Here is a 21,484-nt window from a genome sequence, read left to right as displayed (position 1 = left end):
CCAGCAACAATAGATCAAGAGTGCTTTGTACCGTTGACTTGTAACCAGTCATCAGTAATCTGTATACACTTTACGTGGCGCGGCTCACACCGCAGCCGAGCTCCCCGGTTGAGGAGGACTGAGACGTGACAAGCTCATCGGCTCTGGAGGAGACGGGTGCCGTCGCGGACGGCACTCCCGTCGTCGAGTTCAGCGACGTCACGGTGACCTACCCGGGGCGGAACGTGACCCGGCCGGCCGTCGTGGGGGTCGATCTCGTCGTGCCGAAAGGTCGCTTCGTCTGCGTGGTGGGGCCGAGCGGCTGTGGCAAATCCACCCTGCTGCACGTGTGCTCTGGCCTGATCAAGGTTTCCGGCGGCCAGTTCAACTACCTGGGCAAGGAGTGGGGCAAGCTGCACCCGGGCATCGGCTACGTCACCCAGCGGGAGACGCTGCTGCCCTGGAAGACCGTGCTGGGAAACATCGCGCTGCCGCTCAAGATCCAGGGCGTCGGGCGGGCCGAGCGGCGCGAGCGGGCCGGTGCGATGGCCGCGAGCGTCGGTCTCGGCGATTGGCTCGGCCGCTATCCCCGGGAGCTGTCCGGCGGTATGCGTCAGCGCGTCCAGCTGGCTCGCACGCTGGTCACCGACCCGACGCTGCTGCTGATGGACGAGCCTTTCGGAGCGCTGGACGCCGTGCTCCGCGTCCGCATGCAGGAGTTCTTGAAGTCGCGCATCGAGGGCACCGACCTGACGACGATCTTCGTCACCCATGACCTGCACGAGGCCCTGACCCTCGGGGACCAGATCGTGGCGATGGCCGGCGCGCCCGGACGGATCGACCAGATCGACCACCTCGAGGATCTGCCGCGTGGCCTGTCCGCGCTGGAGCTGCGGCAGTCCCCGGCGTACGCGAGCCACGAGGCCAACCTCTGGAAGACCATCGCCGGAAACCTCTCGGACGACGGCAAGGCGCTCAGCAGCGAGTCGGCCTCGTCCGAGCACTCCAGCAGCTCAGCCGATGCTGTCGAGCAGATCAGGAGGAACGCATGACGACGCAGGTGGTGACCGCCCGGCCGAGCGATCCGGAAGACCCGGAGCAGCCCCGGCCGGTGGCGCCCAGGGCCGCCCGGGCCGAGCGGATCAGGGAGGTCGCCGTGCGCAGCGCGATCCGGCTGGTCATCCTGGCCGTGCTGCTGCTGCTCTGGCAGTTCGCGAGCGGGCGGATCTTCCCGGTGTTCGTGATCTCCTCGCCCGGCCAGGTCTTCGAGCGGTTCGGGACGGCCCTGGACGGCGGCCAGCTGTTCAAGGACCTCGCCGCCACGATGAAGGAGTGCATGCTCGGGTTCGTCATCGGCAGCATCGTCGGTAGCGTCTGCGGGCTGGTCTTCGGTATCTACGAGTCGGTCGCCCGGGTCATCTCGCCGTTCGCCAACATGCTCTACGCGATGCCCAAGATCATGCTGTCACCGCTGATCGTCGTCTGGTTCGGCATCGGGCTCACGATGAAGGTCGCGATCGCCACGCTGTCGTGCCTCTGGGTCGTGTTCTACAACGTCTGGAACGCCACCCGCCGGATCGATCGGAACCTGCTCGACCAGTTCCGGTTGATGGGCGCCAACAACGGCCAGATCGTCGCCGGGCTGTATCTCCCCTCAGCCACGACGTGGCTGCTCACCAGCCTGCGGATCGCGTTCCCGATCGCCCTCATCGGTGCGGTCGTCGGCGAGTTCATCGCAGGTTCGGAAGGTCTGGGCCACATGGCCCTGGACGCCGGTCAGAAGTACGACGCGGCGGGCGTCCTGGTGGCCGTCCTGACCGTCACGATCACGGCCGTGTTCATCGACGCGGTCTTGGGCGCCATCCAAAGCCGAGTGGCGCTCTGGCAGGGTGAAGGAGAACGAGGATGACAACCCCCCTCAGCAGATTCCGTGTCCACAACCGACACAGATCCGTTCGAACTGCATTCCGAACGGGGGTGGCGACGGGGCTGGTGGCTGTCGTCGCGCTCGTCTCCGGGTGCACCGACAGCGGCAAAGAGGTCACCGCGTCCAGCGACGGCATGCGGACGGTGCGCATCGCGCAGCCGTTCACGTCGACGCTGAACTCGGGCCTCCTGGTCGCCGACGGCCTGGGCTACTTCAAGAAGAAGAACATCACGCTCAAGTTCACCGACGTCGCGAACGGCGCCGGCCTGCAGACCACGCTCGGTGGCAGCGCCGACGTCGCGCTCGCCTCATCCGTACTGCCGGTCACGGCGCTGACCCAGAGCCAGAAGTTCACGGTCTTCGCGGCGATCGGTAACGGGTTCCCGGAGTCGGTCATCGTCGACGCGAAGGCGTACGCCGCCAGCGGCCTGAAGGACGACTCGCCGCTCGCCGACAAGATCAAGTTCCTGGCGAACAAGCCCTTCGGAATCAGCAGCCCGACCGGCTCGACCGCATACGTGATGAAGTATCTGTTCAAGCTCGCCGGGCAGCCCGCGGGCGCCTTCAAACCGGTCACTCTGGGCAGCGGCCCGGCCATCCTGGCCGCCCTCAAGAGCGGGAAGGTCATCGGCGGCAGCATCGGTTCGCCGTACCCGCAGGTCGCCGAGTCGGAGGGCTACGCCCACATCTTCCTCAACGTCCCCGGCGGCGAGGTACCGCAGCTCACGAACATCCTGACCTCGGTACTGGCGGTGACGCCCGACTTCTACAAGAACAACAAGCCGTTGCTGGACGACTTCGTGGCCGCGCTGCGGGAGGGACAGCAGTACGTCTACGCCCACCCGAGCGAGTCCGACGACTTCGTCTACACGCACTACTTCGCGAAGAGTCCGAAGGCCGCAGTGCTCGCCGGCGTGACCAACCAGCGCAACGGCGGCGCGATCGCGAAGACCCCGGACATCAACAAGGAGAGCGTCGACCATCTGGTCGAGTTCATGCGGGCCACCGGCCAGAAGGTCCCGGACAGCTACTCCGAAATCTTCGTGGGCCTCACGTAACACCCTCGGCCGCGGGCGTCGCCATCCCGGTGCCCGCGGCCGGGACCGAACGACTTAAGGAGTGCAGGTGTCGGATTTCATCGATGGCCGGATGCTCATCGGCGGCAAGCTGGTGGAGAGCCGGAGCGGTTCCTGGCTGGAATCCGTCAACCCGGCGACCGAAGAGGTCATCGGGCGGGTGCCCGCGGCCGGGCCGGACGACGTCGCGGACGCGGTCGAGGCCGCGCGGGTCGCGCAGGTCGACTGGGCGAAGCTGGCGATGGGCGAGCGGGCGTCGCTGCTGCGTGCCTATGCACAGCGGTTGCAGCAGGAAGGGGATCGCATCCTCGATCTCGAGGTCCGCGACACCGGCAACTCGATCACCAAACTCCGCCACGACATCGGTGCGGCGGTCCGCGGCATCGAGTACTTCGCCGGCCTGGGAACCCAGATCAAGGGCGAGACGATCCCCGCCAGCGCGGACTTCCTGCACTATTCCGTTCGCCAGCCCTACGGCGTGGTGGGCCGGATCGTTCCGTTCAACCACCCGATCTTGTTCGCGGCGAAGTTCGCGGCCCCGCTGATGGCGGGTAACAGCATCGTGATCAAGCCGTCCGAGCAGTCGCCGCTGACGTCCACACTGCTGGGCGAGATCGTGCAGGAGATGCTGCCGGCCGGCGTCGTCAACATCGTGACCGGTGACGGCCCGGGTGCCGGCGTCCCGCTCGTGAAGCACCCGCTGGTCAAGCGCATCTCGTTCATCGGCTCGGTGCCGACCGGGTTGGCCATCCAGCGCGCGGCCGCCGAGGTCGCGGTGAAGCACGTGAGCTTGGAACTCGGCGGCAAGAACCCGATGCTCGTGTTCCCCGACGCCGACCCGGACGAGGTCGCAGCCGCCGCCGTCGCCGGGATGAACTTCGACTGGCTGGGTCAGTCCTGCGGCTCGATGAGCCGGATCCTGCTGCCGGACGAGCTCTACGACACGATTCTCGAGAAGATCGTCGCCAAGGTCGAGGCCATCGTGCAGGGTGATCCGCTCGACCCGGCCTCCGGCGCCGGTCCGATGAACTCGGCCCGCCAGCTCGAGAAGACCCTGCATTACATCAAGGTCGCGCAGGAGGACGGCGCCCGGCTGGTCGCCGGCGGCAAGCGTCCGGAAGGCGCGCAGTTCGAGCGCGGCTACTGGATCCGGCCGACCGTCTTCGCCGACGTCACCCCGGACATGCGGATCTTCCGCGAGGAAGTCTTCGGCCCGATCATGTCCGTCGTCCGTTACTCGACGATCGACGAAGCCATCGCGCTGGCCAACGACGTCGAGTACGGCCTGACCGCCGCGGTCTGGACGAACGACCTGAACCTGGCGATGCGCGCCTCAGCCGAGGTGCAAGCCGGGTACGTCTGGGTCAACGGCGTCTCCCGGCACTTCCTCGGGACCGGTTTCGGCGGCTACAAGAACTCCGGCATCGGGCGCGAAGAGGGCTTCGACGAGCTGCTCAGCTACACCGAGATCAAGACCGTGCACGTCCGGACCGGCCGGCGATGAGACCCGATCCGCTCCCCGTACCGGTCGAACCGTCGGCCGAGCCGGCCTGGGGCAGCGACGCGATCGCCGCGCTGCTGTCCCGCCTGAACTTCCCCTACATCGCGATGGTGCCGGGCTCCAGCTATCGCGGCCTGCACGACAGCCTCGTCAACTACCTGGGCAACACCGGGCCGCAGCTGGTCGTCTGCCTGCACGAGGAGCACGCCGTCGCGATCGCCCAGGGCTACGCGAAGGTCACCGGGGAACCGATGCTCGTCGGCCTGCACGCGAACGTCGGGCTCATGCACGCTGCGATGGCGATCTACAACGCCTACGCCGACCGGGCACCCATGGTGATGCTCGGTGCGACCGGCCCGGTCGACGCGGCCAAGCGCCGGCCGTGGATCGACTGGGTACACACCGCGGCCGACCAGGCGTCGCTGATCCGCGACTACGTGAAGTGGGACGACCAGCCGGGCTCGCTGCGGGCCGCGCTCGAGTCGATCGTCCGTGGCAGCGTGCTCACGCGGGCGCAACCGTCGGCGCCGGTCTACGTCTGCCTGGACACCGAGATCCAGGAAGACCCCCTGGAGGAGGGCGTCGCGCTGCCCGACCCGGCCCGGTACCCGGTACCGCTGGCACCGGCTCCCGACGCGCGGACCGTCACCGACCTCCTGCGCCGGATCCGCGAGGCCGAGCGGCCGGTGCTGCTCCTCGGAAGGGCCGGACGCGGAGAGGCCGAGTGGCAGGCCCGCGTCGCGCTCGCGGAAGCGGCCGGCCTGGCCGTGCTGACCGACCTGCGTATGCCCGCGACGTTCCCGACCGAGCACCCCCAGCACCCGGCCCGGCCCGGTGCCGGCCGGCTCAGCCCCACCGGTAAGCAGCTGCTGCAGGCGGCCGACCTGGTGATCGCGCTGAACTGGACTGAACTGGGCGGCACGCTCCACGGTGCTTTCGGCGACGGCCCGCGGCCGACCGTCGTCAACTGCCGTGACACCGGTGCGCTGCTGAACGGCTGGGTGAAGGACCAGTACGGCACGGTCCCGGTCGATCTGGAGATCACCGCCGGGCCCGACCAGGTGATCGCGAGCCTGCTTTCGCAGGCGACCGGCGCACAGGCGCGGGACGACTGGCCGCCGACCTTCGACGCCGCGCAGCGTCCGGAGTGGAACGGCGAGGGTGACCCGATCCTGATGCCGGATCTGGCCGCGGCCATCGCGGTGGCCGCCGGGGAGACCCCGGTCAGCTTCACCACGCTGCCGCTGGGCTGGTTCGGCGACGACGCGCGATTCGCACACCCGCTGGACTACCTCGGCCGCGACGGCGGTGGCGGCGTCGGCTCGGGACCGGGCATCGCGGTCGGAGCCGCGCTCGCCCTGGACGGCACCGGCCGGATCCCGGTAGCGGTGATCGGCGACGGCGACTTCCTGATGGGCAGCTCGGCGCTGTGGACGGCGGCGCACTACCGGCTGCCGCTGCTCGTGGTGGTGGCGAACAACCGCTCGTACCACAACGACGAGGGCCACCAGCAACAGGTCGCCCAGCGCCGCGGCCGGCCGGTGGAGAACCGCACGGTCGGCCAGCACCTGCGCGACCCCGACCCGGACCCGGCGACGATCGCCCGCGGCCACGGCCTGAGCGCCCACGGTCCGGTGCGCGAACCGGACGAGCTCGCGACGGTGCTGGCCAAGGCCTTCGACGAGGTCCGGGCCGGCGGGACCGTGCTGGTCGACGTATTGGTCAACCCGTTCGGCTACGGGCGGGCGTGAGGAGGAGGTCGGAATGAAGCTGTTCATCGACGCCGAGAAGTGCTGCGGCTTCGGCGAGTGCATCGCCCTTGCGCCCGACGTCTTCCGGATGGGCGCCGACAACCGGGTCGAGTTCGTCACCGATGGCACGGTCGAGGACACCGAGGCCGACCGGGTCAGCGGAGCCGTGTACGCCTGCCCGACCGAGGCCCTGGGAATCCTCGAATGAACACCGACGTCCTCGTGGTGGGCGGGGCCATGGCCGGCATCCGGACGGCGGAAGGCCTGCGGCGGATGAAGTTCGCCGGGCGCGTCGTCGTCCTCGAGGCCGGGACCGACCTGCTCTACGACCGGCCCGCGCTCTCCAAGCAGATCCTCACCGACGGTGCGGAGGCCGCGGCGGTCATGCTGCGCACCGCGGACGAGCTGGCCGCGGCGAACGTCGAGCTGGTCCGCGGGCACCGGGCCGTCTCCGCCGACGTCGACGCCCGGACCGTCACCCTGGACGACGGAACGACCTGGTCGTACCGCGACCTCGTGGTGGCGACCGGATCCACGCCCCGCCGCCTGCCCGGCGCCGAGGACCGGCCCGGCGTGCACTACCTGCGCACCCTGGACGACGCCCTGGCGCTGCGCAGCGCGGTGCGGGCGGCGCAGCGGGTCGTGGTCGTCGGCGCCGGGTTCATCGGATCCGAGGTGGCTGCGGCCGCGGCGGCGGCGGCGACCAGCGTCACCGTGGTGGAGCCGTTCGCTCAACCGCTCGGGCGGGTGCTGGGGGACGTGGTGGGGGAGCGGCTGGCCCGACTGCACCGCTCGCGCGGCGTCGACCTGCGGCTCGGCCGGACCGTGACCCGTGTCCAGCCGGATCTCACGGTGCTGTTGGACGACGGTTCCGAACTGCAGGCGGACGTGGTCGTGGTGGGCATCGGTGCGACGCCGAACACCGAGTGGCTCGACGGATCCGGATTGGACGTCCGCGACGGCGTGGTCTGCGACGAGTTCTGCCGGGCGAGCGCGGAGCACGTGTACGCGGTCGGTGACGTGGCCCGCTGGCCCAACAGCCTGTTCGACGAGTCGATGCGGATCGAGCACTGGACCAACGCCGTGGAGCAGGCCGGCGTCCTGGCCTGGAACTTGACGCATCCGCTGGCGCCGCGGGCCTACGCCCCCGTGCCGTACGTCTGGTCGGACCAGTACGGCAGCCGGCTGCAGATCGTCGGCCGGCCGCGCGTGGACGACGAGGTCCGGATCGTCACCGACGATTCGGAGACCGGGTCGCTCGTCGCGCTCTACGTGCGGGACGGCCGGCTCAGTGGTGCGTTCGGGCTGGACGCGCCGCAGGCAGTCATGGCGATGCGCCGGGCGCTCGCCGCCAGGACTCCCCTCGAGGACCTCCTCGAACTCCAGAAGTAAGGAAGGACGACCGATGGTCGAGTACAGCGCGTTGATCGAGCCGGACCGGGTGCATTCCGCCATCTTCACCAGCGACGAGATCTTCGCCGACGAGCTGGAGCGGATCTTCTACAAGTACTGGGTCTACGTGGCCCACGAGTCGGAGATCCCGGAGCCGGGCGACTACGCCACCAAGTGGATCGGCGAGAAGCAGCTCATCGTCTCCCGTTCCAAGGACGGTGAGGTGGGAGTCTTCTACAACCGCTGCCGTCACCGTGGTGCGGCGGTGTGCATGGAGGAGTACGGCAACGCGACGTTCTTCCGGTGCCCGTACCACGGCTGGACCTACAACTCGGCCGGTGACCTCGTCGGCGTGCCCTACCCGTCGCGCTACGCCGAGCTCGACAAGAGCACACTCGGGCTGGCCCAGGTGCCGCGCATCGGGGTGTCGTCCGGGTTCATCTTCGCGTCGATGGCCGAGGAGGGCCCCACGCTCGAGGAGCACCTGGGCCTGGCCGCCGGGTTCCTCGAAGACTTCGTCAAGGCCTCGCCGACCGGGAAGATCACGCTGTCGGCCGGGACGTCGAAGTCGGTGTTCCACGGCAACTGGAAGTTCGTCGGGATGGACGGCTACCACACGAACTTCACCCACAAGACCGTCCTCGACCTGCGGCAGCGCAAGGCCGGACCGAACTTCCAGCGTGGCGCGGGCAACACCGACAAGTCGGCCAACGAGAGCTGGGATCTGGGCAACGGCCACTGCCGGCTCGACCTGACCGGCCGTGACAAGATCGCTGTCGGGGTGGCCGGGAACACCGCGATCGGCGCGGGGATCCCCGACACCCCCGACGGCCACGCCTACATGGACTCGATGGTCGGGAGCTACGGCGACGACGCGGCCGACGTGATCCGGAAGTCGCGCGACGTCCACATTCACGTCTGGCCCAACCTGCAGCTGATCGGCGCCTCGGTCCGGGTGATCCGACCGATGGCCGCCGGCCGCACCGAGGTGCTCAGCTACCCGGCGATGCTCGACGACGTCCCGGAGTCGATCAACACGACCCGGATCCGCTCGTTCGAGTGGTTCAGCGGCGTGGCCAGCTTCGGCACCCCGGACGACGTCGAGGTGTTCGAGCGGAACCAGATCGGCCTGCAGTCGGACTACATTCCCTGGCTCGTGCTGGCGCGCGGGCTGACGCCGGAGCCGGTCGACGACGGCGCGCTGGTCGGCAACGTCACCGACGAGGTGCCGCAGCGGGCCCAGATGTCGGCCTGGCTACGGGCGATGACCAACGAAGGAGACCGGGGATGACGTTGCTGGAGGAAGTCAGCGAGGTCCTGTTCTCGGAGGCGGAGTACGCGGATGCCAGCGCGTACGACAAGTGGCTCGCGCTCTGGGACGAGCAGTGCACCTACTGGGTGCCGTGCAACGCCGAGGACTACGACCCCACGACGCACGTCTCGATCATCTACGACGACCGGGCCCGGCTGGAGGAGCGCTGCTTCCGGCTGACCACCGGTGGGGCGCACTCGCAGGAGCCGGCGTCGAAGTCGTGCCGGGTGGTCGGCAACGTCCGGCTGGTCCATCCCGAGGACGACGAGGGCGTCGTGCGGGCCAGTGCCCGGGTGATGATCGTCGAACTGCGGCTGGGCCGGAAGTCGGTGTACGCGGCGAAATGCTTCTACACGCTGCGCCGGCGGGCCGACGGGCTGCGGCTGGCCGAGAAGAAGGTCGTTCTTCTGGATGCCGACGAGCCACTCGGCAACATGACCTTCCTGATCTGATGAGCGGCCTCTCCGACCCGACCGCGGGTGTCGTCGTGGGGAACGAGTTCGCGTCGATCGAGATCTCGGTGGACCGGAGCGGCCGGGTGCCGCGGGCGATGCTCCGCGACGTCGTCTCCGGGCAGGCCCGGTACATCGACCCGATCGTGCTGGAGGCTCTCGTCTACATGTCGGACGAGGAAATGCAGCGTCTCGCGGATCCGAATCTGATCGTCGCGGACCTCTGACTCCCGGTTTCGGCGGCTCTCGAGCCACCTTCTCCGCGGCCTGTAAACAGTTTTCTGAACACACTTGCTCAGCACGAAGGAGCCCATCATGACCCTGCTGCTCGATGACCGGACCGTGAGCAGCGTGCTCGATCCGTCTTCGCTGGTCGAAGCGATCGAGTCGGCGATCCGGGCCGAGGCGCTGGGGGCCTCCGACGTGCCCGAGCGGGCCAACCTCGCCGGGGGCGGCCGGTTCCTGCGAGTGATGCCCGCGGTCGTCCCCAACCTCGGGGTCATGGGCCTCAAGACGTTCTTCGGCGGCGGTGGGGTCGGCGTTCGCTACCTGCTGGTGCTGATCTCGATCGAGACCGGCGAAGTCCTGTCCGCGATGGACGCCTGCTGGCTGACCGCCGCGCGGACCGCGGCCACGAGCGCGGTGGCGGCCCGGGCGATGGGCGTCAAGACGACGTCGCTGGGTGTTCTGGGCTCCGGACTGGAGGCCGAGGTACACGTCCGGACGTTCGTGGCGCTCGGCGGCGTCCGCGAGGTGAAGGTGTTCAGCCCGAATCCGTCCAGCCGCGCCGGCTTCGCCGAGCGTCTCGCCGGTGAGCTCGGCGTCCGCGTGCGGGTGGCCGATACCGCGGCCGACGTCTTCCGGGACGTCGATCACGCGATCACCGCGACCAACACCGGCTACGGCGGCCCGGTGGCGTGCCGGTCGGAGTGGATCCCGGACGGGCTGCACGTCACCGCGATCGGCTCCACCCACCAGGACCTCCGCGAGCTGGAGCCGGAGACCTTCCGCCGTGCCGACGTCCTGGTGTTCGACGCCGACCCGGCCCAGATCGCCGCCGAATCCGGCGACATGCGCGCGTTCGTCGACGACGGTGGCGACCTGGCAGGCGTCGTCCAACTCGGTGACCTGCTCCAGGGCCGGGCGCAAGCGCCGTCCGAGGTCCGGGGCTTGAGCATTTTCAAATCGGTCGGCACCGCGCTGCAGGACGTCGTCGCGGCGGACCTGGCGTTCCGGCGGGCGCTCGACGCCGGCCTGGGGACGCCCGGCGACCAGCTGGCCGTACCGAAGACCCGACGCTGAATCCGAGACAGGGGAACGATCATGATCAGCAAGCAGGACGCCCGGAGCTGGGCGTGGGAGAACTTCCACGGTGTCAACAACGTCGTCATCCCGAGCTTCACCCGGGACCTCAAGGGTCTGAACGAGGGCGGGATCCGGCACGACATCCGTCGTGAGCTGGAGCTCGGCTTCACCGGCACGCTGATGGTCGGCGAGCTGAACATCACCCTCGACGAATACATCCGGTTCATCGAGATCGCCGACGACGAGGCGAAGGGCAAGCTCAACCTGATCTTCCACGCGTCCTGGAACACGCTGGAGGAGAACATCGACGCGGCGCGGCGGGCGCAGGCCGCCGGGGCCAAGCTCGCGCTGCTGTCCTACCCGCCGGCGTTCTACCCCACGTCGCTCCAGGACGTCTACGACTACACGAAGGCGTTCTGCGACGCCGTCGATCTCGCGGTCATCCTGTTCCCGATGACGCACTGGGGCTTCGAGCGGCTGCACGCGGCGTCGATCCCGGTGGACATGCTCGTCCAGCTCACCGACGAGTGCCCGAATGTGGTCTCGGTCAAGGCCGAGGGCGGGTTCCCCTCGGTCGCCGGGTTCTCGCACGCCTGGAACCGGCTCTCCGAACGCGTGCTGATCACGATGCCGATCATCCAGGAGGCCATCGCGCTGGCGAACCTGGTTCCGCTCCGGGTGATCGCGACGTCCAACACCGAGTACTACGGCGACACCGCCGTGCGGATGCTGGCGCTGGCCCGGGCGGGCAAGGTCGACGAGTCCCTGGACCTGCTCTGGCAGATCGCGCCGGCCTGGAAGGCCAACGGGTCGGTCGCGCCGGTGCCGCACGCCCACTCGGTGAACCGGGCGGCGTGGAAGTACCAGGCGTGGCTGGCCGGATTCAACGGTGGCCCGATGCGCACTCCCGCCACCCGGCTGCACGCCGGCGAGATGGCGGCTTTCCGCAGTGCACTGACGAAGTCTGGGCTCTGGGTGACGGATGATCCCGACGAGCTGTACCTTCAGGGCCGCGTCGAGGCCTGAGGTGAGGCGAATGACCGAAAATCTGCCTCCAGGAGACGAGAGTCAACTGTATACGGATTACGATGTGTGCATGGCACCCGATGCGCGCCCGGCCGGCGGTTCCGGCTTCCAGACCCTTGCCCGCCAGACCATGGGCGACCGTGTCTACGTGCAGGTCCGCGACGCGATCCTGCGAGGCGAGATCGCGGCCGGATCCGAGATCAACCAGGTCGAACTCGCGACCCGGTTCGGTGTCAGCCGGGTCCCGGTCCGCGAGGCGCTCCGCCGGCTGCAGGCCGAGCGTTTTCTGGATGCCAACCCGTTCCAGCGGTTCGTTGTCACGAAGCTCACCGATGATCAGGTTCTGGAGCTGTTCAACCTGCGGGCCGAGCTCGAGGTCTTCGCCGCGCTGCAGTCCCGGCGCCGGCCCGGCCACGAGGCGACGCTCAAGGCGGCCCGTCGTGCGGCGGCCGAACTCGACCTGGCGATGCCGGGGGACGAGTGGATCCAGGCCGACATGGAGTTCCACCGGACGCTCAACGGCCGGGAGGCCGCGGTGACGACGATCATCGACGAGGTCCGGTTCCGCATCTACCGGTATCTGCACCTGGAACAGCCCGACCTCGACCGGCGCCGCGACGTGCTGACCGAGCACGAGGCGATTCTGCAGGCGTACGAGAGCGGCGACGAGGCGGAAATCCGGGCGATGATCGGCGCTCACGTCCAGCACACGCGTGATCGGTTGGCGGCGACCGCGCTGGCCGGCCAGACCGTGCGACCGGCCTGACCTAGTGCTTTTCCGCACTGTAGTGGAGTGCGGCCAGTGACTGAATACAGTCGCCACTTCGAGGAGGAGGTACCCCGTGACGTCGTGGACGACGGTCGGCACGCTGGGCAGCGAGCTGACGTTCGCCGGTCAGGCCACCGCCGCGTTGCTCGCGCAGCGCGGGGACGACCGGCCCCCCATCTATTTCCCGACGATGGACGACGTCGCCGGCGCCGTCCGGGACGGCACCGTGCAGGTAGGCGTGCTGACCTCGGAGACCTCGCACACCGCGAGCACGGAAACGGTCGCCCGGATCCTGTCGCTCGAACCGCTTTTCATCGCGGCCGAGATCGTCGTGCCGTATCACTGCGCGCTGCTCGGCAAACCCGGTACTCGCCTGGAGGACGTCCGGTACGTCGGCGGCCACGGCTCGATCAAACAGTGCCGTCCATTTCTGGCCGAGAAGCTGCCGCACGCGGAAGTCCGCCAGCATCGGCAGAACTCGGTCGTGGCGGCCCGGGAGATCCTGGCCGGCGACGGATCAATGGCCGTGATCGGAACGCTCGCGCTGGGGCGAGCCCTCGGCCTGCACGTCATCGAGCCGGACGTGGACCGCGGCAGCGTCGGCGGCTGGTGGGCGCTGACCGCCGAGTTGCCGGACCCGGACCCGGACGCGCGGATCGTCGCCGTCCGGGTGGAGGGATCCGACGAGCTCCAGCGGGTGCTGACCGTGGCCGCGGAGTCGGGGCTACGGATCCGCAGCGTCACCAACGCACCGACCGGAGAGCTCTTCCGCTACCGCTACCTGCTGACCCTGCACGCACTGGACGACGCGCCACTGACCGGCGACCTCGTCGCGGCCCTGGAGCCCGGCGTGGTGGGCGCTTTTCCCTCGAACATCCTGGAGGAGTCATGACCGACTTCCGCGGCGCGGACCTGCTGCAGCAGTACATCGAGAAGTGCACGAACTGGGGTCGCTGGGGCGAGGACGACCAGCTCGGCACCCTGAACTTCATCGGACCCGAGCAGGTCAGGGCCGCCGCCGGGCTGGTGGAACACGGCCTGACGGTGTCGGTGTCGCTGCCCTTCAACCAGAGCGGCCCGCAGACCGGCAGCCTCCGCGCCAACCCCCGCAACATGATGACCGCGACCGGAGCCGACCATCTGGCCGGTGCGCAGGACATCCTCCCGGCCGGGTTCGGCCCGGCCAAGGGCTACGGCCGTTCCGACGACATCCTGATCGTGCCCAACCAGGCCGGGACGCAGTGGGACTCGCTCTCCCACATCTTCTGGAAGGGCAAGATGTACAACGGGCGGTCGGCCGGGCTGGTGTCGTCGGCCGGTGCGGCCCGCAACGGGATCGAGAACTACGCCGGCAAGCTGGTGATGCGCGGGGTTTTCCTCGACGTCGCGAAGCACCTCGGCGTGCCGGCCCTCGAGCCGGGCTACGCGATCAGCGCCGACGAGCTCGAGGCCACGGCCGAGGCCCAGGGGGTCGAGATCCGGCGCGGTGACGCGCTGCTGATTCGCACCGGCTTCCTTGAGGCCCGCCGGTCGGCCTGGGGTGACTACGCCGGTGGCGCGTCGCCGGGCGTCTCGCTGCACACCGCGCCGTGGGTGCACGAGAAGGAGATCGCGGCGATCGCGTCCGACACCTGGGGCGTGGAGGTCCGGCCGAACGAGATCGACTGTTTCCAGCCGTTCCACGTCGTCGCACTCGTCCACATGGGGCTGGCGATCGGCGAGATCTTCGACTTCGCCGCGCTGGCCGCCGCCTGTGCCGAGCACGACAAGTACGAGTTCCTTTTCGCCGCTCCGGTCCTTCCGATCACCGGTGCTTCGGGGTCGCCCGTCGGCGGCATCGCTGTCCTCTGAGGAGTTTTCATGACCACGATGGTGGAGACCCCGGTCGCGCCGAGCCTTCCCGCCGGGCTATTGATCGGCGACGCCTGGCGGCCGTCGGGCGACGGGTCGACGTTCGCCGTCGACAACCCGGCGACCGGCGATGTGCTGGCCGAGATCGCGGACGCCACCGCGGACGACGCGCTGGCCGCGATCCGCGCGGCGGCCGACGCACAGCCGGCCCTCGCGGCGACCACCCCGGCGTGGCGAGCCAGGCTCCTGCGCCGGGTCGAGAGCGAGCTGCGCTCCCGCGTCGAAGAGTTCGCGCTCCTGATCACGCTGGAGATGGGCAAGCCGCTGGCCGAAGCGCGCGGCGAGGTCGCCTACGCGGCGGACTTCTTCGGGTGGTTCGCCGACGAGGCGCTGCGGGTGAGCGGGGACTATCGGACCGCGCCCAACGGAGCCTCCCGGATCCTGGTCAAGCACCGGGGCGTCGGCCCGTGTCTGCTGGTCACCCCGTGGAACTTCCCGCTGGCGATGGGCGCGCGCAAGATCGCACCGGCGCTCGCCGCCGGTTGCCCGTCCGTGCTGAAGCCGGCCGAGCAGACGCCGCTGACCAGCCTTCTGCTCGCCCAGGTCATCGAGGACGCCGGAGCGCCGGCGGGCGCGGTCAACGTGCTCACGACGACCCGGCCGGCCGAGATCGTCACCGCGGTCATCGAATCCGGGCTGGCCCGCAAGCTGTCGTTCACCGGCTCCACGAGCGTCGGCAAGCTGCTGCTCGCGCAGTGCGCGCCGTACGTGATGCGCACGTCGATGGAGCTCGGCGGCAACGCGCCGTTCGTCGTCTTCGCCGACGCCGACCTCGATGCGGCGGTGGACGGCGCGCTGCTGGCCAAGATGCGCAACATGGGGGAGGCCTGCACCGCGGCCAACCGGTTCCTCGTCGCCGAGGAGGTCGCGGAAGAGTTCACCGCCGCGTTCGCGGCCCGGATGGCTGCGCTGCGGGTCGGCCCGGGCTGGGTCGACGGCAGCGACGTCGGACCGCTGATCGACGACGACGGTGCTCAGAAGGTGCACCGGCTGCTGGAGGACGCCGTGTCCCGCGGCGCGCGCGTGGAGACCGGAGGCGAGCGCTTGGCGGGCCGGTTCGTCCAGCCGACGGTCGTCAGCGGTATCGCGGACGGCAGCGCGCTGCTGACCGAGGAGATCTTCGGGCCGCTCGCTCCGATCGCGACGTTCGCCTCCGAGGCCGAGGCGGTCGCACGGGCCAACGACACCGCGTACGGTCTGGTCAGCTACGTCTATACCCGGGATCTCGACCGTGGGCTGCGGATGATCGACGAACTGGCCAGCGGGATGGTCGGGGTGAACCTGGGCGTGGTGTCGAACGCGGCGGCGCCGTTCGGGGGCACGAAGGAATCCGGGCTGGGTCGCGAAGGCGGCTTCGAGGGCATCCACGAATACCTGGACACGACGTACGCGGCGCTGCGGGCATGAGCGGCGTGCGGATCGTCGGGCTGCGGCGTGCACCCGGCGAGGCGGTCGAGGTCGGTGCGTTGTCGGCCGATGGCAGCCAGGTGCGGGTGCTGACCGCCCTGCAGGAGTTCTGGGCCGCGCCGGCGGAGTGGCTGGCCGCGTCGGGGGGCGAGCCGCTGGCGACCGATGACGTGGAGATCGTGCCGCCCGTGCTGCCGGGTGCCAGGGTGATCTGTATCGGGCTGAACTACCTCAAGCACGTCGCCGAGGGCTCCTACGCCGATGGTGGAGTGCCCGAGTTCCCCACGCTCTTCGCCCGCTGGCCGTCGTCGTTGACCGTCGGTGGCGTCGGCCTTCCGGTTCCCTCGAACGAGGATGGCCTCGACTGGGAAGGGGAGGTCGTGGCCTGGGTGGGGTCGACGCTCGTCGACGCTTCGCCGGAGCAGGCGTTGAGCGCGGTGGTCGCGTATTCGACGTTCAACGACGTCACGGCTCGGCGTGCGCAGAAGCTCACCTCGCAGTGGATCCTCGGCAAGAACGGGGACCGCTCCGGGCCGCTGGGCCCCCTCGTGCCGGCGGGCGAGGTCGGCGATCTGCGTGCTGGGCTGGACGTCGTCACCCGGGTGAACGGGGTCGAAGTGCAGCGCGGGCGCACGGACGAGATGGTCTACCCGGTGGGCGAGACGCTCTCGCTGATCAGCCACACCCTGACCGTGCACCCTGGCGACCTGCTCGCCACCGGGACGCCGTCCGGGGTCGGCTACTCCCGGACGCCACCCTGGCTGCTGCACCCCGGGGACGTCGTCGAGGTCGAGGTCGAGAAGCTCGGTGTCCTGCGCAATCCGGTGGTAGGGAACGAGACGCGATCGGCCGTGCGATGACGTCCGCGGCGTCGCTCGAGCCGACCATGGCCGGTCGCCGGTTCGGTGCGCGGGAGCTGATCGCGGTGACCGTCGACGCCGGATCGTGGACGAGCTGGGACGTCCCGCCGGAGCAGGGGAACACTGCGGCGGATTACGCCGCGGACCTCGAACGTGCCCGGACGAAGGCCGGCACGGACGAGGCGGTGGTGACCGGCCGGGCGCGGATCCGCGGGCACGACGTGGCCTTGATCGTCAGCGAGTTCCGGTTTCTCGGTGGCTCGATCGGCCGCCAGACCGCCGCCCGGATCACCGCCGCGGTCCGCCGGGCGACCGCCGAGCGGCTGCCGCTACTGGCGGCCCCGGCATCCGGCGGCACCCGGATGCAGGAGGGCACGCCGGCCTTCGTCACGATGATCGAGATTTCCCGGGCGGTCGTCGATCACAAGGCCGCGGGTCTGCCGCACCTGGTGTACCTGCGCCATCCGACGACGGGCGGCGTGCTGGCGTCGTGGGGCTCGCTGGGCCACTTCACGATCGCGGAGCCCGGTGCGCTGGTCGGGTTCCTCGGCCCGTCGGTGTACGAGGCGCTCGAGGGTCGGCCGTTTCCGAGCGGCGTCCAGCAGGCCGAGAACCTCGTCGCGAGAGGCGTGATCGACGGTGTCGTGCCGCTGAGCTCCCTGGCCGACGTCGCGGCCCGGACGCTCGCTCTGCTGATCGGCGCGCGGGCGCACGCCGCGTCACCGGCACTGGTGGCGCGCTCCGCGCCGGCCGTTGCGGCCCTCGCGGATGAGGTCGACGCGGCGGAGGCCCGGGACCGGGCGGAGGGCGGGTACGGTACCTGGGCTTCGATAGGGCATACCCGGCGCCGCGACCGACCTGGGGTCCGGGAGTTCCTCCGCTACGGCGCGGACGCGTTCATGCCGGTCGCCGGACACCGTCCAGATGCCCCGGTGCGCGGCCTGCTCTGCGCGTTCGCGTCCATCGGCGGCACCCGGTGTGTGGTGATCGGCCAAGACCGGCACGCCCAGACGCTGCGCGGATCCCTCGGTCCGGCCGATCTCCGGGTCGCCCGGCGGATGATCGAGGTCGCCGGGGAGCTGAGCCTGCCGCTGGTCTGCGTCGTCGATACCCCGGGAGCGGACCTGTCGATCGCGGCCGAGGAGGGTGGCCTGGCCGCTGAGATCGCACGGACCCTCGCCGACCTGGTCACAGCCCGCGTGCCGTCGGTGTCCGTGCTGCTCGGGCAGGGCGGCGGCGGTGCCGCGCTCGCGCTCTTCGCAGGCCGCCGGGTCGTCGCGGCCGAGCACGCCTGGCTGTCGCCGCTGCCGCCGGAGGGCGCGAGCACGATTCTCTTCGGCACGACGTCCCGGGCGGGCGAGACCGCCGCGCGGCAACGGGTGGGCGCCCGCGCGCTGTACCTGGACGGAATCGTCCACGCCGTCGTGCCTGAGCCCCGGCCGGCGCACGAGGACCCGCTGCGCTTCTGCCAGCGAATTGCTGACGAAGTCGCAGTTCAGCTAGCCAGACAACTGTATACACTAACGTAGCGAAACAATGAGGGAGGCAGCGATGGAGCAGTCGACTGAGCGTCTGGGTTATGTGGTCGTCGGTGTGCCGGACGTTGCTGAGTCCGCGAAGTTTTACACCAACGTCGGCCAGCTCACCCTGCACGACCTGTCGTCACGCACCGCGTTCCTCGGTGGCGGTTTCGACCACCACTGGCTCCGGTTGGAACAGAACGCCGTGCGGCCCGGCCTCCAGCGCGTCGGTTTCCAACTGGCGAACCACCAGTCGCTGGACGAGGTGGCCGACCGGCTGGACAAGCGCGGCATCGCGCACGAGGAGTTCGGCGATCTCGACGGCGACGCGATCGATCGCGGCATCCGCTTCACCGATCCGGACGGCATCCAGGTCGACGTCTTCACGCAGATGCTCGCGCGCGGCGTGAAGCCGGTCCAGGATCTGGTGCGGATGGAGACGATGCTGCACGCGGTGTGGTTCTCCACCGACCCGGTCGCTGCCCACGACTTCTACGCGAGCGTGCTCGGCTTCCGGGCGTCGGACTGGATCAAGCGCAACGCCGTCTTCATGCGCGCCGGGAACAACTACCACCACTCGATGGGCATCTTCCGGGCCAGCCCCCAGCGTGCGGGGAAGATGGACCACTTCTGCATCCTGGTCGAGAGCATCGACGACGTCATGCGGGCCCGCAACATCGCGCTTCGCAGCGGTGCACAGCTGCAGAAAGACGTCCTGCGGCACGCGGCTTCCGGCTCGATCAGCGTCTACATCGCCGACCCCGCGGCCGGTATCTCGTTCGAGTTCTGCGTTGAGCACGACATCGTCGCGCCCGACCACCGGCCCCGGATCCTGGAGTCGACGCCGATCAGCCGCGACGTGTGGCTGGCCGGTACGCCGAAGGAGGAGGTCAAGGCGCTGACCGATGCGGCGATGGGCGTCACCAGCGCACCGACTCGGGATGACGAACTCGCCGCAGTGGCCAACCAGCTGGCCTGACGCTGCTCGCGCAAAGCGGTCCCTCCGGCTGTTGGTCATGGTGAACGCGACGGTCGCGGTACCGGTCGTCGCAACGCCTTGATGAAGTCGGCGGGCGTTGACACAGCCATCTGCCGTTGACGCAGCGGTCGTTGCCCGAGGTGCTACGTCGCGGGTTCGAATGCTTGCGTGACGGCGAGGCTGTCTTCGTAGACGTGGTAGCGGGTGATCTCGCCGCTCTCGACCGTCAGGCGTAGCGCATAGTCGGCGGTGTACGCCGTGTCGGTGGCCTTCACGGTCTGACGGATGACACCGACGAGCACGGCGTCGGCACCGTCTACCAGGATTTGGGGTGGGGTCCCGCCCCGCTTGTCGGGATCGTGGAAGGTGTTCAGCGCACGGAAGTGGTCGGCGACGTCGGCACGAGTCGACCGGCGCCGGATCCAGGGCACCGCAGGGTGGTCCTCGTCGGGCCAGTCGAGCCGCCAATCGACGGTGTCCGCGAACAATTCGGCAATCCGCTCAGGCTCGCCGCCACCCAGGCGGTCGAGGAACTCGGCAACGACAGCGCGCGTGTCCGCTTCCTTCCCGGTAAATTGGTAGTCCTGTCGGATTCGTCCCTTCTGGTCCAGAAGAGCGAAGACGACACCGCTCCAGACCGGGAGACCGTCTGTCGTGCGGACCATGTGCGTGGTGAACGTAGTGGCGTCGTGGTGCCGCACAGCGTCGTCGGCCGCAATGAAGCGGAAGGTGCCAGGTGCGACGAACTGCTCGTACGCGGCGGCGATCCTGGCTTCAAGGGCATCGTGACCGAGGTGCTCGGCGGTGCTGGTGAATTCGATCCCGTCCTCGGCCCATAGTTCGGCAACGGTCTCGCGTCGCACGGCGGGGTCCGGCTCGTTCCACACGGCGGTGTACCGGCTGACGAACGTCTCGACATCGGTGGTGAAGGTCATGAGCGCACGCTAGGAAGAGTCCCCTGACATCTTCTGTCAGGGGACTTCGGCAAACTCTGAAGAATGCGTGCGAGTCGACTGGTGTCGCTGCTGCTGATGCTCCAGGCCCGGGAGCGGATGACCGCTCAGGAACTGGCCGACGCGCTGGAGGTGTCGGTTCGCACCGTCTATCGAGACGTCGAGTCGCTGAGCGCCGCCGGCGTTCCGGTGTACGGGGAGCCGGGCCACGAAGGCGGCTACCGGCTGCTCGGGGGATATCGGACCCGGCTGACCGGCTTGAACATCGCTGAAGCCGACGCGCTCTTCCTTACCGGACATCCCGCCGCCGCGGCGCAGTTGGGTCTGGCTGCGGCGAGCACCACCGCGCAGCTGAAGGTGGAGGCGTCGCTCCCTTCGGAATTGCGCGACCGGGCCGCCCGGGTCATCGACCGGCTCTACTTCGACCTCCCGCCGTGGTATGCCGAGGCCGAAGAAGTCCCGCACCTGGCCCTGATCGCGGATGCCACGTGGAACCAGTGCACCCTGCGGATTCGCTATCTGCGGTGGGCCGAGCCGCGCGAGATCACCCGAACGGTGCAGCCACACGGATTGGTGCTCAAAGCCGGCCACTGGTATCTCGTTGCGTGCGAAGACCGCAGCTTTCGCACCTACCGAGTCGCCCGAATGCTGAACGTGGATGTTCTGCCCGATCGGTTCGAGCGGGCCGAAGGCTTCGACTTGGCCAGCCACTGGAACGGCTATCTCGACCACTTCGAGCGTCGCCGGAATGAGGGCACCGCCGTTCTGCGGCTCTCCCGTCGCGGCGTCGAGCGACTCCCCCACTTGCTGGGGCCGACCATGGCCGTCGCTGCCCAGCGTTCGGCGACCAAGCCCGACCGAGCTGGGTGGATCGAGGTCACCCTCCCGATCGAATCCATCGACGCAGCCATTCCGGAGCTCCTCAAACTCGGCGGCGACGCGGAGGTCGTCGCTCCCGCCGATCTACGCGCGGAAATGATCCGGGCGCTCCGAGCGATGAGCCGGATCTATACCGACGACGCGTCGTCTGCCTCGCGAACCACGGTATAACGGTTGTGCGCGAGTCCCGAGGCGCAGATCTTGCCGCAGACAGCGCGATCGACCTGCGTGAACGTACCGGAGTGGGCCACCGGTCAGGGCGTCACCCGGTTCGCTGCCCCGACGGCCGGTGCGAGGGGCTGGTCCACACCGGCGACCTGCTGCCGACCGCCTCGGCACCGACATCACCTTGCTCGGTGTCCACACCGCGGACCCCACTGGACGGTTTCACCGGCAAACCGCCCCGCCGCCAGCCCACGCGCTGACCCTGACACCAACCGAGTCCCAGCAGCCGTTGTGGCGCTTCTCGTGAGGGCGACGAGGGT

The 21,484-nt window shown here is 69.3% G+C and carries 21 protein-coding genes; 20 read left to right on the top strand and 1 reads right to left on the bottom strand.

Annotated features, from left to right (window positions below):
- The first annotated feature begins 125 nt into the window (after positions 1–125).
- The 19 genes from ACGFY5_RS31400 to ACGFY5_RS31310 all read left to right on the top strand — a co-directional run bounded on the left by ACGFY5_RS31400 (position 126) and on the right by ACGFY5_RS31310 (position 19,167).
- A complete protein-coding gene (locus ACGFY5_RS31400) occupies positions 126–1,031 on the top strand; it encodes an ABC transporter ATP-binding protein (RefSeq protein ID WP_392725463.1) in 906 nt (301 codons plus the stop codon).
- Positions 1,028–1,888, top strand: a complete 861-nt coding sequence (locus ACGFY5_RS31395; protein WP_392725462.1) for an ABC transporter permease — start codon at positions 1,028–1,030, stop codon at positions 1,886–1,888. Before ACGFY5_RS31400 ends, ACGFY5_RS31395 begins: the two co-directional genes overlap by 4 nt.
- 68 nt (positions 1,889–1,956) lie before the next feature.
- The gene (locus tag ACGFY5_RS31390) at positions 1,957–2,964 is read left to right on the top strand and encodes an ABC transporter substrate-binding protein (RefSeq protein ID WP_392725460.1); all 1,008 of its coding nucleotides are present in this window, start codon (positions 1,957–1,959) and stop codon (positions 2,962–2,964) included.
- Positions 2,965–3,031: 67 nt separating this feature from the next.
- A complete protein-coding gene (locus tag ACGFY5_RS31385) occupies positions 3,032–4,486 on the top strand; it encodes an aldehyde dehydrogenase family protein (RefSeq protein ID WP_392725458.1) in 1,455 nt (484 codons plus the stop codon).
- Positions 4,483–6,234, top strand: coding sequence for a thiamine pyrophosphate-binding protein (locus tag ACGFY5_RS31380; RefSeq protein ID WP_392725456.1), 1,752 nt, complete (start codon positions 4,483–4,485; stop codon positions 6,232–6,234). Before ACGFY5_RS31385 ends, ACGFY5_RS31380 begins: the two co-directional genes overlap by 4 nt.
- Positions 6,235–6,247: 13 nt before the next feature.
- Positions 6,248–6,442, top strand: coding sequence for a ferredoxin (locus tag ACGFY5_RS31375; RefSeq protein ID WP_392725455.1), 195 nt, complete (start codon positions 6,248–6,250; stop codon positions 6,440–6,442).
- Positions 6,439–7,626, top strand: coding sequence for an NAD(P)/FAD-dependent oxidoreductase (locus tag ACGFY5_RS31370; RefSeq protein WP_392725453.1), 1,188 nt, complete (start codon positions 6,439–6,441; stop codon positions 7,624–7,626). Before ACGFY5_RS31375 ends, ACGFY5_RS31370 begins: the two co-directional genes overlap by 4 nt.
- 13 nt (positions 7,627–7,639) lie before the next feature.
- Positions 7,640–8,917: a Rieske 2Fe-2S domain-containing protein gene (locus ACGFY5_RS31365; RefSeq protein WP_392725450.1), complete on the top strand. Its 1,278-nt coding sequence runs from the start codon at positions 7,640–7,642 to the stop codon at positions 8,915–8,917.
- Positions 8,914–9,390 carry an aromatic-ring-hydroxylating dioxygenase subunit beta gene (locus ACGFY5_RS31360; RefSeq protein WP_392725447.1) on the top strand — a complete coding sequence of 159 codons (477 nt, stop codon included), beginning with the start codon at positions 8,914–8,916 and terminating at the stop codon, positions 9,388–9,390. The genes ACGFY5_RS31365 and ACGFY5_RS31360 overlap by 4 nt, the downstream gene beginning before the upstream one ends.
- The gene (locus ACGFY5_RS31355; protein WP_392725445.1) at positions 9,390–9,617 is read left to right on the top strand and encodes a hypothetical protein; all 228 of its coding nucleotides are present in this window, start codon (positions 9,390–9,392) and stop codon (positions 9,615–9,617) included. The genes ACGFY5_RS31360 and ACGFY5_RS31355 overlap by 1 nt, the downstream gene beginning before the upstream one ends.
- Before the next feature lie 88 nt (positions 9,618–9,705).
- Positions 9,706–10,692, top strand: coding sequence for a hypothetical protein (locus tag ACGFY5_RS31350; protein ID WP_392725443.1), 987 nt, complete (start codon positions 9,706–9,708; stop codon positions 10,690–10,692).
- A gap of 21 nt (positions 10,693–10,713) precedes the next feature.
- The gene (locus ACGFY5_RS31345; protein ID WP_392725440.1) at positions 10,714–11,721 is read left to right on the top strand and encodes a dihydrodipicolinate synthase family protein; all 1,008 of its coding nucleotides are present in this window, start codon (positions 10,714–10,716) and stop codon (positions 11,719–11,721) included.
- Between the two features lie 70 nt (positions 11,722–11,791).
- Complete coding sequence (locus ACGFY5_RS31340) at positions 11,792–12,487, top strand: GntR family transcriptional regulator (protein ID WP_392725439.1); 696 nt, start codon at positions 11,792–11,794, stop codon at positions 12,485–12,487.
- Positions 12,488–12,563: 76 nt separating this feature from the next.
- Positions 12,564–13,382 (top strand): prephenate dehydratase domain-containing protein, encoded by an 819-nt coding sequence (locus tag ACGFY5_RS31335; RefSeq protein WP_392725436.1) that lies wholly within the window; start codon positions 12,564–12,566, stop codon positions 13,380–13,382.
- The gene (locus ACGFY5_RS31330) at positions 13,379–14,341 is read left to right on the top strand and encodes a cyclase family protein (RefSeq protein ID WP_392725434.1); all 963 of its coding nucleotides are present in this window, start codon (positions 13,379–13,381) and stop codon (positions 14,339–14,341) included. Before ACGFY5_RS31335 ends, ACGFY5_RS31330 begins: the two co-directional genes overlap by 4 nt.
- 9 nt (positions 14,342–14,350) lie before the next feature.
- Complete coding sequence (locus ACGFY5_RS31325; RefSeq protein ID WP_392725431.1) at positions 14,351–15,808, top strand: NAD-dependent succinate-semialdehyde dehydrogenase; 1,458 nt, start codon at positions 14,351–14,353, stop codon at positions 15,806–15,808.
- 5 nt (positions 15,809–15,813) lie between these two features.
- A complete protein-coding gene (locus ACGFY5_RS31320; RefSeq protein WP_392726355.1) occupies positions 15,814–16,668 on the top strand; it encodes a fumarylacetoacetate hydrolase family protein in 855 nt (284 codons plus the stop codon).
- Positions 16,665–18,197: a carboxyl transferase domain-containing protein gene (locus tag ACGFY5_RS31315; RefSeq protein ID WP_392725429.1), complete on the top strand. Its 1,533-nt coding sequence runs from the start codon at positions 16,665–16,667 to the stop codon at positions 18,195–18,197. Before ACGFY5_RS31320 ends, ACGFY5_RS31315 begins: the two co-directional genes overlap by 4 nt.
- 22 nt (positions 18,198–18,219) lie before the next feature.
- A complete protein-coding gene (locus ACGFY5_RS31310; protein ID WP_392725426.1) occupies positions 18,220–19,167 on the top strand; it encodes a VOC family protein in 948 nt (315 codons plus the stop codon).
- A 143-nt stretch (positions 19,168–19,310) separates the two neighbouring features.
- Here the strand turns inward: ACGFY5_RS31310 and ACGFY5_RS31305 are convergent, their stop codons facing one another.
- Complete coding sequence (locus ACGFY5_RS31305) at positions 19,311–20,030, bottom strand: nuclear transport factor 2 family protein (protein WP_392725423.1); 720 nt, start codon at positions 20,028–20,030, stop codon at positions 19,311–19,313.
- Positions 20,031–20,165: 135 nt separating this feature from the next.
- Between ACGFY5_RS31305 and ACGFY5_RS31300 the strand changes: the two genes are divergently transcribed.
- The gene (locus ACGFY5_RS31300) at positions 20,166–21,170 is read left to right on the top strand and encodes a helix-turn-helix transcriptional regulator (RefSeq protein ID WP_392725421.1); all 1,005 of its coding nucleotides are present in this window, start codon (positions 20,166–20,168) and stop codon (positions 21,168–21,170) included.
- Positions 21,171–21,484: the final 314 nt, after the last annotated feature.

The organism is Cryptosporangium sp. NPDC048952 (genome assembly GCF_043197895.1).
In the GTDB taxonomy this organism is placed as follows: Bacteria; Actinomycetota; Actinomycetes; order Mycobacteriales; family Cryptosporangiaceae; genus Cryptosporangium.
The sequence above is the reverse complement of the archived record's forward strand: the minus strand, read 5'-3'. Positions and strand labels throughout refer to the sequence as shown.

Coding starts and splice junctions, on each gene's coding strand:
- ACGFY5_RS31360 (WP_392725447.1), top strand. CDS start 8,914: ATGACGTTGCTGGAGGAAGTCAGCGAGGTCCTGTTCTCGGAGGCGGAG.
- ACGFY5_RS31350 (WP_392725443.1), top strand. CDS start 9,706: ATGACCCTGCTGCTCGATGACCGGACCGTGAGCAGCGTGCTCGATCCG.
- ACGFY5_RS31340 (WP_392725439.1), top strand. CDS start 11,792: ATGGCACCCGATGCGCGCCCGGCCGGCGGTTCCGGCTTCCAGACCCTT.
- ACGFY5_RS31300 (WP_392725421.1), top strand. CDS start 20,166: ATGCGTGCGAGTCGACTGGTGTCGCTGCTGCTGATGCTCCAGGCCCGG.
- ACGFY5_RS31395 (WP_392725462.1), top strand. CDS start 1,028: ATGACGACGCAGGTGGTGACCGCCCGGCCGAGCGATCCGGAAGACCCG.
- ACGFY5_RS31365 (WP_392725450.1), top strand. CDS start 7,640: ATGGTCGAGTACAGCGCGTTGATCGAGCCGGACCGGGTGCATTCCGCC.
- ACGFY5_RS31345 (WP_392725440.1), top strand. CDS start 10,714: ATGATCAGCAAGCAGGACGCCCGGAGCTGGGCGTGGGAGAACTTCCAC.
- ACGFY5_RS31310 (WP_392725426.1), top strand. CDS start 18,220: ATGGAGCAGTCGACTGAGCGTCTGGGTTATGTGGTCGTCGGTGTGCCG.
- ACGFY5_RS31325 (WP_392725431.1), top strand. CDS start 14,351: ATGACCACGATGGTGGAGACCCCGGTCGCGCCGAGCCTTCCCGCCGGG.
- ACGFY5_RS31380 (WP_392725456.1), top strand. CDS start 4,483: ATGAGACCCGATCCGCTCCCCGTACCGGTCGAACCGTCGGCCGAGCCG.
- ACGFY5_RS31370 (WP_392725453.1), top strand. CDS start 6,439: ATGAACACCGACGTCCTCGTGGTGGGCGGGGCCATGGCCGGCATCCGG.
- ACGFY5_RS31355 (WP_392725445.1), top strand. CDS start 9,390: ATGAGCGGCCTCTCCGACCCGACCGCGGGTGTCGTCGTGGGGAACGAG.
- ACGFY5_RS31315 (WP_392725429.1), top strand. CDS start 16,665: ATGACGTCCGCGGCGTCGCTCGAGCCGACCATGGCCGGTCGCCGGTTC.
- ACGFY5_RS31375 (WP_392725455.1), top strand. CDS start 6,248: ATGAAGCTGTTCATCGACGCCGAGAAGTGCTGCGGCTTCGGCGAGTGC.
- ACGFY5_RS31330 (WP_392725434.1), top strand. CDS start 13,379: ATGACCGACTTCCGCGGCGCGGACCTGCTGCAGCAGTACATCGAGAAG.